We start from the raw sequence: 14,486 nt of genomic DNA, 5'->3' as shown, positions 1-14,486 counted from the left end.
ATGCGTGCCCTGGTGATCGACGACTCCCGCGCCATGCGCCGGATCGTCACCAGCATCCTCACCGGTCTCGGCTACGAGGTGCGCGACGCCGGCCACGGCCGGGAGGGGCTCGACGTCCTGGACGAGGGCTGGATGCCCCAGCTGGTCTGCGTCGACTGGAACATGCCGGTGATGGACGGGCTGCAGTTCGTGTCCGCCGTCCGGTCCAACCCGGCCTGGCGCTCCGTGACGATCATGATGGTCACCTCGGAGAGCGAGCACACCCAGATCGTGCGGGCGCTCGCCGCCGGCGCGCACGAGTACGTGATCAAGCCGTTCACCGCCGACGCCATCCGCGACAAGCTCGCGCTGCTCGGCCTGCTCCCCGAAGAAGCGCTCGTAGGGCATCAGGTTCCCCTGCGGAGCAGTGACGAAGCGCGCGTAGTGGTTCCGGTTCCCCTGCGGAGCAGCGACCAGGAGGTCGCCCTGTGAGCACGATCGACACGAGGAAGCGTCGCCGCGCGAGCGACGCCCGTCCGGTCATCACCGATCTGATCGACGAGGCCACCGTCCTCTCGATCGCCGAGGAGACCTGGGTCGCCCTCGTCGGTGAGGACGAGGTCCTCGTCCCGATCCCCGGTGCGGCCCCGGTGGACATCGTGTCCAGCTGGGTGGACGTCGTCGGCCCCTGGACCGGCAGCGTCGTCCTCACCACCGGCCGTGGCACGGCGGAAGAGCTGTCCCGCGCCCTGCTGCGCGAGGCCGTTCCTGAGGTGCTCGAGCACGAGGACGTCGAAGACGCCTTCGGCGAGATCGCCAACGTCGTCGGCGGCAACGTCAAGGCCGCGCTGCCCGGCCCGTCCGGCCTGAGCCTGCCCCAGGTCGGGAGCGCCCCGGTCGTCCGCAACCCCGTCGACGTGTGCCGCGTCGACGTGGTCTGGCGCGGCGAGCCGGTCTCCATCTCCGTGCAGGGCGCCCTTCCGCCACTGCCGGTGTCCTCCCCCACGCGCGAGAACGAGGTGTCACTGTGAAGATCCTGATCGCCGACGACAGCCGCGTCATGCGGCAGATCGTCATCCGCACGCTGCGTCAGGCCGGGTACGACGACCACGACATCGTCGAGGCCGAGGACGGCGCCGACGCGCTGGCCAAGGTCGGGTCCGAGAGGCCGGACCTGGTCCTGTCGGACTGGAACATGCCCAACATGACCGGCATCGAGTGCCTGCAGGCCCTGCGGGCCAGCGGTTCGGCCGTGCCCTTCGGGTTCGTCACCTCGGAGGGCTCGCCGGAGATGCGCGAGAAGGCGGCGAACGCCGGTGCGATGTTCCTCATCGCCAAGCCGTTCAACGAGGACATCTTCAAGGAGCACCTGGACGGGGTGATCGCATGACCGCCGCCGCCGTGCAACTGCCCGCCGCCAAGGACGTCCGCGACATGCTGACCGGTCTGGTCGGCAAGCCGGTCGCCGTCTCCCCCGGTGCACCGGTCACCCCGACGCCGGACAAGCCGGTGTCCGTGGCCGTCTACGTGGACCCGTACATGAACGTCAACGCCCTGTGCCTGATGGACCTGGGGGCGTCGGCCTACACCGGCTCAGCCCTGGCCCTGCTGCCGCCCGGCGGCGCCCAGGACGCGGTCGAGGAGGACGGCGAGCTCACCGGCATGCAGGTCGAGGCGCTGCACGAGGTGGTGAACGTGCTCTCCGCGCTGTTCAACACCGCCGGTGCCCCGCACTCGAAGCTGCACAAGCTCTACGCGGCCGGTGAGGACCTGCCCGGTGACATCGAGGGCATGCTCGCCGCCTTCAACCGGGTGGACCTCGCCATCGAGGTGCCCACCTACGGCAAGGGAGCGATCTCCTTCGTCATCCCGTGAGGATGAGCGCCGAGCGCTGAACGACGGAGGCCCAGGACCGGACCGGTCCTGGGCCTCTGCGGTGCACCGCACTCCGCGAGCCGGTCAGGCGATCGCCCGGGCCTGCTCGTCGCCGCTGGTGGGCAGGCAGGCCCAGACGTGCTTGCAGCCGTCGTCGACGTACCAGCCGTGCGCCACCGACAGGCGGGCCACCAGCTGCAGCCCCATTCCGCCCTGCGCGGGGTCCCGGTCGACGGTAGGGGCCGGCATGGCCTCCGGAGCGCGGTCGCTCACGTCGAGCAGCCAGCCGCCGCTGCCGGCCACGACCGTGGCCACCACCGGTGACTCGCCGTGGCGCAGGGCGTTGGAGGCCAGTTCGTCGAACGCGAGCACCAGCTGCTCGCTGCACTCGTCGGCCGGGTCGTCGGGGAAGCCGAGGCCCCCAAGATGGCTGCGGAGGGAGGCGCGGGCGGGGGGCAGTTCGGCGAGTGCACCGAGTCGCCACCGCCAGACCTCGCCACGCCCATCGGGCAGCGGGCGCAGCGGCCATGCGAGTCGCGCCATGCTCTCCCCCTCGAGTCCTGGTCACCGACGGATCCAGGGGTGCCCCGGTCCGGGCGGTGTCAACCCCGCATGCGTCCGGTTCCGCAGATCGCCGCGTCGAAGGCGGTTGATTTCACGCGGTGAATCCGTCAGGCTGGCTCGTCGGGCTGCAGGCCGGTACAACCCCGTGGGGCGGGGCCGACGCCGGGTAGCCACCTAGTCCGGATGGCGCAGCAGGTAGCGGCCGAAGTGCGGCACGGTGAAGGCGATCTGGCCCCGCTCGGCCGAGTAGACCAGCCCCTTCTTGATCAGCGAGTCGCGGGCCGGGGAGAGCGAGGCGGGCTTGCGCCCCAGCGCGACGGCGACCTCCGACGTCGCCACCGCCGCGCCGGCGTCCCCGCCCAGCTCCGCCATGGCGTGCATGTACTCGCGCTCGGCGGGGGTGGCGCGGTCGTACCGCGACCCGAAGAAGCCCACGGCGAGCTCGGCCTCGGCCACCGGCGCGGCCATAACGACGTCCGCGGCGGTGATGGGGGAGGAGGCGGCGACGTCCCAGGTGACCTTGCCGTAGGCCTGGACGAAGTAGGGGTAGCCGTCGGCGGCGTCGTAGAGCGCATCCAGGGCGTCGGGCTCGAAGGTGACGTCCTCGCGTTCCGCGGGGGCCAGCAGGGCCCGGTCCGCGGCCTCCCGGTCGAGCCGGTCGATGCGCAGGTAGCGGAAGAGTCGCTCGGAGTAGCTCTTGGACGCGGAGAGCACCGCCGGCAGGTGGGGGAGGCCCGCGCCGACGACGATCAGCGGGGCGCCCTGCTGGGAGAGCTCGTGGCAGGCGGCGCAGATGGCCGAGACGTCGTCGGGCTGGATGTCCTGCATCTCGTCGATGAACAGCGCGATACCGCTGCCGATGTCCGCGGCCACCCCGGCGGCGTCGGTCAGCAGCTCGACCAGGTCGATCTCCATGTCGCCGGAGTCGGCTCGCCCGCTCGCCGCGGGGACGTCGATGCCCGGCTGCCAGCGGTCGCGCACCTTCGCCTCCGCCGGATTCACCCTCTGGGCGAACGCCTTCACCACACCCAGCACCTCGGCCACCGACTCCTGGTCGCCGTGCCGCGGCCCGAGTTCGCGCAGCGCCATGTGCAGCGCCGAGGAGACCGGCCGGCGCAGCGACTGCTCGGGGCGCGCCTCGATCTTCCCGGTGCCCCAGCCGCGGGCGATCGCCGCCGACCGGAGCTGGTTCAGCAGCACGGTCTTGCCGACGCCGCGGAGCCCGGTGAGCACCAGGGAACGCTCGGGGCGCCCGCGCGCGATGCGTTCCAGGACGACGTCGAACGCCGACAGCTCGCCGTCGCGGCCGGCGAGCTCGGGCGGCCGCTGCCCGGCGCCAGGGGCGTAGGGGTTCCGCACCGGATCCATGTCGACCACCGTATGGGCTTCTCTAGCGTCCCGTCTAGAGACCGGTAGAACGGCCTAGCGTGTCGGGCGGAGCCGCCGATCCAGCGATCGGGGGACCCGTCGACCGCTGTCTGGAGATCTCTAGCTCGATGTCTAGAAATCGGTAGAGCAGGTGAGCGTCGAGGGTGCGCTGGTCGGTACGTCGCCGGCGGGGTGTTCCCGCTCTCCTGATCGGAGGACAGGTCCATCTGCAGTTCTCTAGCTCCGACGCTAGACCGGGATAGACCCGGCGAGATCCCCCAGTCGGCGACGTCGCGCCGCTAGCGTCGCCGCCGTGATCAAGTTCCTGCTCAAGGTCGTCGTCTTCGCGGCGGCGTTCTACGTGCTGACCTCCTTCGACGTGCTGCCGGGGCTGGAGGTCGTGACCGACCCGGGCGGCCCGCTGGGGGAGTACGGCGCCTACCTGTGGATCGGCCTGATCTTCGGCGTGGTCAACGCCGTCGTCGGCCCGGTGCTGCGGCTGCTGTCGCTGCCGTTCCTGCTCCTCACCCTGGGCCTGTTCCTGCTGGTCATCAACGCTGCGCTCCTCGCGCTGACCGCCGCGATCACCGAGCACCTCAGCGTCGACGGCTTCGGGACCGCCGTGCTCGGTGGCCTGATCTTCGCCGTCGTCGGCTGGGTGGCCGACCAGCTGCTCGACCACTGACCGCGGCCGGTCCGGCGTCGCCGTGACGCGCGTCTCGGGGAGCAGTAGCGTGGCCTGGCATGGCGAGTGACACCGGTGTCGTCCACGACGCAGCCGTCGGGGAGCGGGACGGTGGTCCCGCGGGCGGCTCCCTCACCGGACTGGCCGCCCTCGAGGCCGGCCGGGACGAGAAGGCTCAGCTGCTGCGGGCGGCGGCAGGGGCGGCCGTGGCCGACGCCGAGCGCGGGGCGGCCGTGCTGCCCGCGGGGTGCGGTGCCGGGGAGCTGCCGGCGTTCTTCCGTCGCTACTTCTGGAGCGAGCCCGCCGAGGAGGTCCTGGCCACCGACCCGGCGCACCTGGCCGCGCTCGCCCTCGGGCACCTCTCCCTCGCGGCGGAGCGCCTGCCCGGGGCGGCGGTCATCGATGTCCAGCCCGTCCCGCGGGAGCGGGAGGCCGCCCGGACGGTGATCCGGCTGGTCACCGACGACATGCCCTACCTGGTCGACTCGGTCACCGCCGAGGTGGTCCGGCAGGGGTTCCGGCTGGAGCACGTCGTCCACCCGCTGCTCGTCGTCCGCCGCGACCTGCGCGGAGGGATCACCGCGCTGTGCGACAGCCTGGACGCCGCTGCCTGCGGCGACGGCGCCGTCGCCGAGTCATGGATGGCCGTCGTGCTCGACGGCCCGCTCGACGAGGAGGCGGCCGGCGACCTGGTCACCGGGCTGCGCACCGTCCTCGACGACGTGCGGGCGGTGCACGAGGACGGCGACCGGATGCGCGCGCGCATGGTCGACCTGGCCGCCGAGCTCGACGACCTCGCCACCGGGGACGGGAACCGGTCCGGCCCGGTCGAGGACCCGGCCGACGACCCGGCCGAGGCCGCGGCCCTGCTGCGCTGGCTGGCCGACGGCAACTTCGTCCTCCTCGGCGCCCGCGACGTCGAGATCACCGAGGACGAGGAGGGGACCGTCGCCCGGCCGGTGCCCGGGACGGGCCTCGGGGTGCTCCGCAGCGACACCGACGTGGCCCGCTCGGCGACCGCACCGCCCGAGGCCCCCGGGGTCACCGGGCGCCACCGGCTCACCGTCACGAAGGCCGACACCCGTTCGTCGGTGCACCGCCGGGCGTGGCTGGACCTGGTCGCCGTCACCCTCCCGCACAGCCAGGGCGTGACCCGGCGCCGCCGGTTCGTCGGCCTGTTCCCGTCGACCGCGTACGGGACCAGCGTGCTCGACGTGCCGCTCGTGCGCCGCCGCGTCGGCGAGGTGATCCGCCGCTCCGGCGTGCCGGCCGACAGCCACACCGGCAAGCAGCTGCTCGACGTCCTGGAGACCTATCCCCGCGACGAGCTGATGCAGGTCGGGGCGGACCGGTTGCTGCCGGTGGCGATGGCCGTGCTGCACCTGCAGGAGCGGCGGCAGACCCGGCTGTTCCTGCGGCAGGACCCGACCGGGCGGTTCTGGTCGGCGCTGGTCTACCTGCCGCGGGACCGGTACACCACCGCCGTCCGGCTGGCGATGCAGCAGCTGCTGCTCGAGCGGCTCGGCGGCTCCGGCATCGAGTTCACCGCGCGCTCCACCGAATCGGTGCTGGCCCGGCTGCACTTCGTCGTCCGGCTGCCGGTGCGCCGGCAGGGCGCGCCTGCGACGCCGCCCGCCGACGTCGACGTCGAGGGGCTGCAGACCGAGCTGGCCGCGGCGGCGCGCAGCTGGACCGACGACCTGGCCGAGGCCCTCGCCGCCCGGCACGGCGCGGATGCCGAGACGGTGTTCGCCCGGGTCGCCGACGCCTTCCCGGCCGCGTACCAGGAGGACTTCCCCGCCGCCCGGGCCGTGGAGGACCTGGTCCGCCTGGAGTCGCTGACCCCCGGCGACCTGGGGCTGCGGCTGTGGACGCCGGCCGGTGCGGCCCCCGGGGAACGGCGGCTGTCGGTGTACCGGGTCGGTGAGCGGCTGCTGCTGTCGCAGATCCTCCCGGTGCTGCAGCACATGGGCGTCGACGTCGTCGACGAGCGGCCCTACGAGATCGACCGGATCGGTGCGTCCCCCACCTGGATCTACGACTTCGGCGTGGCCGTCCCGCCGGTCGAGCTGCCGCTGCTCCGCTCCCTGCCGGAGCGGTTCACCGAGGCCGTGGGCGCGGTCTGGCGCGGGGAGGCCGAGGACGACGGCCTCGGCGCACTGGTTCTGCTGGCCGGGCTCAACTGGCGGCAGGTCACCGTCCTGCGCGCCTACGTGCAGTGGCTGCGCCAGGCGGGGCTGCCGTTCAGCCAGGCCTACGTCGAGGCCACGCTGGCCGCGCACCCCGGGGTCGTGGCCCGGATGGTCGCGCTCTTCGAGACCCGGTTCTCCCCCGGCCGCGCCCGCGGGCGGGAGCCCCGGCAGGCCGAGCTGGTCGAGGCCCTGCGCCAGTCCATCGGCGAGGTGGCCTCCCTCGACGCCGACCGGGTGCTCAGCTCGCTGCTGGCCGCGATCACCGCCACCCAGCGGACCACGTACTACGCCGGTGGACCCCTGGCGCTCAAGCTCGACCCCGCCGCGGTCCCCGACCTGCCCGAGCCCCGGCCGGCGCACGAGGTGTGGGTCAGCTCCCCGCGGGTCATGGGCATCCACCTGCGTTTCGGCAAGGTGGCCCGCGGTGGGCTGCGCTGGTCCGACCGCCGCGAGGACCTGCGCACCGAGGTGCTCGGCCTGGTCAAGGCGCAGATGGTGAAGAACACCGTCATCGTCCCGACCGGCGCCAAGGGCGGGTTCGTGGTCAAGAACCCGCCGCCGGACGGGGCCTCCCGCGAGGAGGTGGTCGCCGAGGGGCAGGCCTGCTACAGGCTGTTCATCGGCGCGCTGCTGTCGCTCACCGACAACTGGGAGGCAACGGACGGGGTGGCCCCCGGCGCCGTCGTCCCGCCGGACAACGTGGTCCGGCACGACGGCGACGACAGCTACCTGGTCGTCGCCGCCGACAAGGGGACGGCGACCTTCTCCGACCTGGCCAACTCGGTGGCGCTCGAGCGCGGGTACTGGCTGGGCGATGCGTTCGCCTCGGGCGGCTCGGTGGGCTACGACCACAAGGCGATGGGCATCACCGCCCGCGGCGCCTGGGAGTCGGTGACCCGCCACTTCCGTGAGCTCGACCTCGACGTCCAGCGCGACGATTTCACCGTCGTCGGCGTCGGCGACATGTCCGGTGACGTCTTCGGCAACGGCATGCTGCTCTCGGAGCACATCCGGCTGGTCGCCGCCTTCGACCACCGGCATCTCTTCGTCGACCCCACGCCCGACGCGGCGACGTCCTTCGCCGAGCGCCGCCGGCTGTTCGACCTGCCGCGCTCCTCGTGGGCCGACTACGACCCCGCGCTGATCAGCGAGGGCGGCGGCGTCTGGCCGCGGACCGCCAAGTCCATCCCGGTCTCCGGGCAGATGCGCGCGGCCCTCGGCCTCCCCGGGGACGTCACGGCAGCCACCCCGGTCCAGCTGATGCGGGCGGTGCTGCTGGCGCCGGTCGACCTGCTGTTCAACGGCGGCATCGGCACCTATGTGAAGGCGGCGACCGAGAGCCACCTGGAGGTGGGGGACAAGGCGAACGACGCCGTGCGGGTGGACGGCGGGCAGGTGCGCGCCCGGGTGGTCGGCGAGGGCGGCAACCTCGGGCTGACGCAGCGCGGCCGGGTGGAGTACGCGCTCACCGGTGGCCGGGTGAACACCGACGCGATCGACAACTCCGCCGGCGTGGACACCTCCGACCACGAGGTCAACATCAAGATCGCGCTCAACCGCGTCGTCGACGAGGGGCGCATCGACGCCGACGGCCGGGCGGCGCTGCTCGGGGAGATGGCCGACGACGTCGCCGCCGCCGTCCTCACCGACAACCACGCGCAGAACGCCACGCTCGCCGTGGAGACGTCGTCGGCGCGCAGCCTGCTGGACTCCCACGAGCGGTTCATCCGGTCGCTGGAGCGGTCGGGCCGGCTCAACCGCGCGGTCGAGGCGCTGCCCGACGCCCGCGCCCTGGCCGAACGGCGGCGCGACGGGCAGGCGCTGACCAGCCCGGAGCTCTCCGTGCTGCTGGCCTACGCCAAGCTGCAGGCCGGGGACGCGGTGCTCGCCTCCTCGCTGCCCGACGATCCGGCGCTCGATGACCTGCTGGTCGAGTACTTCCCGGCCCCGCTGCGGGAGCGGTTCCCGGCCGCCGTGACCGGCCATCCGCTGCGCCGGGAGATCATCGGGACCGCGCTGACCAACCGGGCGGTCAACGTCGCCGGCGCGACCGGGCTCTTCCGGCTGGTCGAGGAGACCGGGGTGCCGCTGCCCACGGTGGTGCGCGCGCACGCCGTCGCCCGGGCCGTCTTCGGCGTCGACCGGATGTGGGACGCCGTCCGGCCGCTGGACAGCCGGGTGGCGGCCGCGACCCAGATCGAGGTGCGCACCGAGGCGACCCGGCTGGCCGAGCGGGCCACCCGCTGGCTGCTCCGCCAGGCCGATCTCACCGCCGAGGCCCCGCCCCCGCTGGCCGACGTGACGAACCGGTTCGCCCCAGCGGTGGGCGAGGTGCAGGCCGGGCTGCCCGGCTGGCTGCTGGGCAGCGAGGCGGAGGGGTTCGCGGCGCGGGGAACGCGGCTGGAGGAGGCAGGCCTGCCCGCGGAGCTGGCGGCGCAGGTGGCGGCCGCGCCGCTGCTGCCGGCTGCGCTGGACTTCGCCGTCGTCGCCGAGCGCACCGGGGCGCCGGTGGCGCTGGTCGGGCAGGTCATGCAGCGGCTGGCCGAGCGGCTGGGGCTGGTGGCCCTGCGCGAGCTGGTGACCGCCCTGCCGCGCGACCGCCGGTGGCCGTCGATGGCGCGGGCCTCGCTGCGCGACGACCTGGCCATGGAGCAGTCCTCCCTGACCGAGGACGTGCTGACCCTGCGCGCCTCCGACGAGGAGGCGCCCGGCGACCTCGTGGGGCGGTGGGAGGAGGGCTGGGACGCCGCGCAGCGCCGGGCCGCGGCACAGCTGGCCGACATCACGGCGGGCGACCGGCAGGAGCTCGCCGAGCTGCTCGTCGCCGTCCGCACCCTGCGCGGCCTGCGCCGCCGCCGCCAGGCCCGCCGGCTGCCGCGTCCCGGGGACAAGTAGCCCGACGCATCCGTCACGGCACCGTCATGCCGGCGGTGATTGGCCGTCATGCTGCGGGGCACGGTCGGGGAGACCCCTGCCCCCGACGCGAGGACCGATCCCGTGCCGTTACGCCCGCTCACCCGCACCGACGGCTACCTGCCCATCGAGGACCACGGCCTGATCGGGGACGGCGTCACCTGCGCCCTGGTGGCCCGCGACGGCAGCATCCCGTGGCTGTGCCTGCCGAACTTCGACAGCCGGCCGTTCCTCGCCGGCATCCTCGACACCGATCGCGGCGGCCGCCTGGACGTCACGCCGGTGGGGCTGCGCGAATCGGCCCAGCGCTACCTGCCCGACACCGGCATCCTGGTCACCGAGCTGCAGGGGCCCGACGGCCGGCTCGAGCTGACCGACTGCCTCACCCTGCGCAAGGGCGCCGACCTCGCCGAGCCGGTGCCGTCGGGCCGCGGGGAGCTGCTGCGGCTGGCACGCGCGGTCGGCGGCGCGGTGGACGTCGACGTCACGCTGGCGCCCATGGACGGCGTGTTGGTCCGCCCGGAGCTGGGCTCCTGGCGGATCCAGTGGGCCGCCGAGCCGGGCCTGGAGATCCTGTTCTCCTGCTCCTCCCCGGTGACCGTCGCCGGCGACGGCGCCATCCGCGGCCGGGTACGGCTCGAGGACGGCGAGCGGCTCACCGTCGCCCTGCAGTGGTCCGGCCAGACCCACACCCGCATCGGCACCGAGCCCGAGGTGCTCATCGACCAGACCGCTGCCGCGTGGCGCGAGTGGGCCGGGCGGCTGCAGTACAGCGGCCCGCAGAACGACCTGGTCCGCCGGTCGGCGCTCACCCTCAAGCTGCTCGACCACGCCCCCACCGGCGCGATCATGGCGGCGGCGACGTCGTCCCTGCCCGAGGAGATCGGCGGCAGCCGCAACTGGGACTACCGGTTCACCTGGGTGCGGGACGCCGCCTTCTCCAGCTACGCGCTGCGGCGGATCGGCATGCAGGACGAGTCCAACGCCTTCCTGGCCTGGACGCTGCGCAACGTCGAGCGGGACGACCGCGCGAGCATCTGCTACACGCTCGACGGGAAGCGCCCCGGGATGGAGTGGACCGATCTGGCGCTGTCCGGGTACCGCGGCTCCGGGCCCGTCCGGTGGGGCAACGGCGCGGCCCGCCAGATCCAGAACGACGTCTACGGCGAGCTGCTGGACGTCGCCTACCAGTGGGTGCGCAGCGGAGGGGTGCTCGAGCCGCCGCTGTGGCGGGCGCTGCAGGAGCTCACCGAGGAGGCCATCAGGCAGTGGCGGACCCCGGACAACGGCATCTGGGAGATCCGCGACGCCGGCCGCCCGTTCACCTACTCGGTCGGGATGTGCCACGTCGCCGTCGACCGGGCGATCCGGATCGGGGAACTCTGCGGGCTGCCGTTCCCCGAGGACCGGTGGCGACGGGAGGCGGAACTGATCCGGAGCACGCTGCTGGAGCGGTCCTGGGACCCGGAGCGCGGCACGTTCACCGAGCACCTCACGCCGCCGGGCGAGACCGGCCACGGCGGGCTGGACGGCTCGCTGCTCACCCTGCCGCTGCGCCGGCTGATCGCCGCCGACGACCCGCGGATGGTGGCGACCACCGAGGCGGTGCGCCGGCACCTCGACGCCGGCGACGGCCTGCTCTACCGGTACCTGCACACCGAATCCCCCGACGGGCTGGCCGGCGGGGAGGGCGCCTTCCTGCTCTGCAGCTTCTGGCTGGTCGACAACCTCACCGGTCAGGGCCGGCTGGACGAGGCGGTGCAGCTGTACGACTCGCTGTGCGGGCGGGCCACCGAGCTCGGGCTGCTGGCCGAGGAGATCGACCCGTCGACCGGCGCGTTCCTCGGCAACTTCCCGCAGGCGTTCAGCCACGTGGGCGTGATCACCAGCGGCTGGAGCCTCGGCCGGGCGCTCGCCGGCCGGGAGGGGAACGCCCGATGAACCGGTCCTTCCTGATCCTCGGCGGCACCGGCGACCTCACCGGCCGGCTGCTCCTGCCCGGCCTGGCCGAGCTGGTCGACGCCGGCGTCCTGGACGAGCCGGTCGCCGTCCTCGCGGTGAGCCAGCAGGACTGGTCCGACGACCAGTACCGGGAGTGGGCCCGCGCGCGGCTCACCGAGCACGCCGGGCACGTGCCGGAGAAGTCGCGGGACCGGCTGGTGGGGTGGCTGGGGTACCGGCACGGCGACGTCACCCTCCCGGCCGACCTCCGGGCCGGCCTGGACCGGGCGGGCGGCGTGCCGGTGGTCTACCTGGCGCTGCCGAACACGGTCTTCCTGCCCACCCTGGAGGCGCTGGCCGAGGTGGGGTTGCCCGAGGGCGCCGTCGTCGCCGTCGAGAAGCCGTTCGGCCGGAACCTGGCCGACGCCCGGAAGCTCAACGAGGTCTTGCACCGGCTGGTGCCCGAGGAGTCGGTCTTCCGGACCGACCACTTCCTGGCGATGCAGACGGTGCTCAACATCCTCGGGCTGCGGTTCGCCAACCGGATGTTCGAGCCGGTCTGGAACGCCCAGCACGTCGAGCGGGTGGACATCGTGTTCGACGAGACGCTGGGGCTGGAGGGTCGCGCCGGCTACTACGACACCGCCGGCGCGCTGCGCGACATGCTGCAGAACCACCTGCTGCAGATGCTGGCCGTGGTGGCGATGGAGCCGCCGGCCGCGCTGGACGCCCGCAGCCTGGCCGCGCGCAAGGCCGACGTCCTGCGCGCCGTCCGCCCGCCGGGCGACATGCGCCGGGACACGGTGCGCGCCCGCTACACCGCGGGGACCGTCGGCAACCGGGAGCTGCCCGACTACACGGCCGAGGACGGCGTCGAGCCCGACCGCGGCACCGAGACCTACGCCGAGTACACCGTGGAGATCGACAACTGGCGGTGGGCGGGCGTGCCCTTCCGGCTGCGCTCGGGCAAGGCGCTGGGCGCCGACCGGCACGAGATCGTGCTCAGGTTCAAGCCGGTGCCGCACCTGGCGTTCGACCGGGGCCGCGAGGACGGCGGTAGGCCCGAGCCGGACCTGCTGCGGCTGCGCCTGCTCCCGGACGGGATCAGCCTGGAGGTCAACCTCAACGGTGCCGGCGACCCGTTCGACCTGGAGCGCCGGTCGCTGGAGGTCGACCTCCCGCCGACCCGGCTGTCGGCCTACGGGCTGCTGCTGAACGAGCTCCTCGCGGGGCAGGCGGCGCTGTCGATCAGCGACGTGGAGGCGGAGGAGTCCTGGCGGATCGTGGAGCCGATCCTCGCCGCCTGGGCGGCCGACGAGGTGCCGCTGCTGGCGTACCCCGCCGGCTCCGACGGCCCGGCCCGCGGCTGACCGAGGCGCCCCGCCCTTCCTCGAGTGCTACGGAGTCGTGGCCATCAGCCGCTGATGGCCACGACGTCGTATCACTCGGCGCGTGTCCTGGATCTCGCGGCGCATGGACTCCTCTAGCTCGAGTGCTAGAAAGATCTAGAGGACTTCAGAGGGCGGGGCGACGGCGGCCGAAGCCGGTGGCCTGCTCGAAGGCGTGCCCGACCTCGAGCACCCGCCGGTCGGCGCGCGGCGGCCCCACGACCTGCAAACCCACCGGCAGCCCGTCGGGGGTGAACCCGCCGGGCACCGACAGCGCCGGGCAGCCGGTCGCCGAGATGACGGTGCACGAGCGCATCCACTCCAGGTAGTTCTCCTGGTGGACGCCGGCGATCTCGGTCGGGTACTCGATCTCCACCGGGAAGGGCAGCACCTGCGTCGTCGGGGCGAGCAGCACGTCGTAGCGCTCGAAGAAGGCGACCATCCGCTCGTGCAGCTTCGTGTGCAGCTGCTCCGCGCGCGCCAGGTCGGCGCCGCTCAGCTGCGCGCCCAGCCCGGCGTTCCAGCGGATCGACTCCTTCACCTGGTCCGGGTGCCGCCGCGCCAGCTCGGAGAAGTTCGTGTCGAACAGCCAGGCCCGCAGCGTCCCGAACACCTCGTCGGCACCGGACAGGTCGGGGCAGTCGTCCTCGACGGTGGCGCCCAGGTCCTCGAACACCCGTACCGAGGCGGCGAGCACCGAGACGATCGCCGGGTCCACGGTGACGCGGCCGCCGAGGTCGGGCGCCCATGCGACGCGCAGGCCGTCGAGCCGTTCGGGCAGCGGAGCGGCGAGACCGGCCGGGTCGTCGTCCAGCGCGATCGGCACCCGGCGGTCCGGCCCGGCGAGGACCGACATCTGCAGCGCGACGTCGGCGACCGTCCGCCCCATCGGGCCCTGCACGGACAGCTGCGACCACGCCATCGGCGCCGGCCAGGTCGGCACCCGGCCCGGGGTCGGGCGCAGCCCCACGACGTTGCAGAAGGCGGCCGGGTTGCGCAGCGAGCCGCCCATGTCGCTGCCGTCGGCCAGCGGGACGAACCCGGCGGCCAGCGCGGCCGCGCCCCCGCCGGAGGAGCCGCCCGCCGACAACCCGTGCCGGTAGGGGTTGTGGGTGGCGCCGAACAGGGTGTTGAACGTGTGCGAGCCGGCCGCGAACTCGGGCACGTTGGTCTTGCCGACGCGGATCGCTCCGGCGGCCGCCATGCGGGCCACCACCAGCTCGTCGCGCAGCGGCACCGTGTCGGCGTGCAGGGGCGAGCCCCAGGTCGTCCGCATGCCGCCGGTGGCGTGGGTGTCCTTGTGCGCCACCGGCAGGCCGTGCAGCGGACGCAGCGGCTCGCCGGCGGCCTGGGCGGCATCCGCCGCGTCGGCGGCCGCCCGCGCGCCCTCCGCGTCGAGGGTCACGACGGCGTTCACCTGCGGGTTCAGCCGCTCGATGCGGGCCAGGTGCGCCTCGAGCAGCTCCCGGGCCGAGACCTCGCGGTCGCGTACCAGGGCGGCGAGCTCGGTCGCCGGGCGGGTGCAGAGGTCGTCGTCGGCGGTCATCCCGGCAGCGTGCCAGACGACCGGATGCGCGAGGC

General features: G+C 73.8%; 11 protein-coding genes. 8 read left to right on the top strand and 3 right to left on the bottom strand.

What is annotated here, in order from left to right:
* The 4 genes from BLASA_RS22550 to BLASA_RS22535 are packed head-to-tail and all read left to right on the top strand — an operon-like array spanning position 1 to position 1,854.
* Entirely contained in the window at positions 1–471 is a 471-nt protein-coding gene (locus tag BLASA_RS22550; RefSeq protein ID WP_014378596.1) for a response regulator, read from the top strand.
* Complete coding sequence (locus BLASA_RS22545) at positions 468–1,010, top strand: chemotaxis protein CheX (RefSeq protein WP_014378595.1); 543 nt, start codon at positions 468–470, stop codon at positions 1,008–1,010. The genes BLASA_RS22550 and BLASA_RS22545 overlap by 4 nt, the downstream gene beginning before the upstream one ends.
* Entirely contained in the window at positions 1,007–1,369 is a 363-nt protein-coding gene (locus BLASA_RS22540; protein WP_014378594.1) for a response regulator, read from the top strand. Before BLASA_RS22545 ends, BLASA_RS22540 begins: the two co-directional genes overlap by 4 nt.
* On the top strand, positions 1,366–1,854 hold the full coding sequence (locus BLASA_RS22535; protein WP_014378593.1) for a hypothetical protein: 489 nt from the start codon (positions 1,366–1,368) through the stop codon (positions 1,852–1,854). Before BLASA_RS22540 ends, BLASA_RS22535 begins: the two co-directional genes overlap by 4 nt.
* Positions 1,855–1,938: 84 nt before the next feature.
* On the opposite strand, the gene BLASA_RS22530 is transcribed toward BLASA_RS22535, so the two are convergent.
* Positions 1,939–2,397: an ATP-binding protein gene (locus BLASA_RS22530; RefSeq protein ID WP_014378592.1), complete on the bottom strand. Its 459-nt coding sequence runs from the start codon at positions 2,395–2,397 to the stop codon at positions 1,939–1,941.
* 195 nt (positions 2,398–2,592) lie between these two features.
* On the bottom strand, positions 2,593–3,786 hold the full coding sequence (locus tag BLASA_RS22525) for an ATP-binding protein (protein WP_014378591.1): 1,194 nt from the start codon (positions 3,784–3,786) through the stop codon (positions 2,593–2,595).
* A gap of 313 nt (positions 3,787–4,099) precedes the next feature.
* Between BLASA_RS22525 and BLASA_RS22520 the strand changes: the two genes are divergently transcribed.
* The 4 genes from BLASA_RS22520 (at position 4,100) to BLASA_RS22505 (ending at position 12,887) form a co-directional block, all read left to right on the top strand.
* The gene (locus BLASA_RS22520) at positions 4,100–4,471 is read left to right on the top strand and encodes a phage holin family protein (protein WP_014378590.1); all 372 of its coding nucleotides are present in this window, start codon (positions 4,100–4,102) and stop codon (positions 4,469–4,471) included.
* A 59-nt stretch (positions 4,472–4,530) separates the two neighbouring features.
* Entirely contained in the window at positions 4,531–9,558 is a 5,028-nt protein-coding gene (locus tag BLASA_RS22515) for an NAD-glutamate dehydrogenase (protein WP_014378589.1), read from the top strand.
* A gap of 102 nt (positions 9,559–9,660) precedes the next feature.
* Positions 9,661–11,517, top strand: a complete 1,857-nt coding sequence (locus tag BLASA_RS22510) for a glycoside hydrolase family 15 protein (RefSeq protein ID WP_041775915.1) — start codon at positions 9,661–9,663, stop codon at positions 11,515–11,517.
* Positions 11,514–12,887, top strand: a complete 1,374-nt coding sequence (locus tag BLASA_RS22505; protein WP_014378587.1) for a glucose-6-phosphate dehydrogenase — start codon at positions 11,514–11,516, stop codon at positions 12,885–12,887. The genes BLASA_RS22510 and BLASA_RS22505 overlap by 4 nt, the downstream gene beginning before the upstream one ends.
* A gap of 145 nt (positions 12,888–13,032) precedes the next feature.
* On the opposite strand, the gene BLASA_RS22500 is transcribed toward BLASA_RS22505, so the two are convergent.
* On the bottom strand, positions 13,033–14,451 hold the full coding sequence (locus BLASA_RS22500) for an amidase (RefSeq protein ID WP_014378586.1): 1,419 nt from the start codon (positions 14,449–14,451) through the stop codon (positions 13,033–13,035).
* Between the last annotated feature and the right edge of the window lie 35 nt (positions 14,452–14,486).

This window comes from Blastococcus saxobsidens DD2 (assembly GCF_000284015.1).
Classification (GTDB): Bacteria; Actinomycetota; Actinomycetes; order Mycobacteriales; family Geodermatophilaceae; genus Blastococcus; species Blastococcus saxobsidens_A.
The sequence above is the reverse complement of the archived record's forward strand: the minus strand, read 5'-3'. Positions and strand labels throughout refer to the sequence as shown.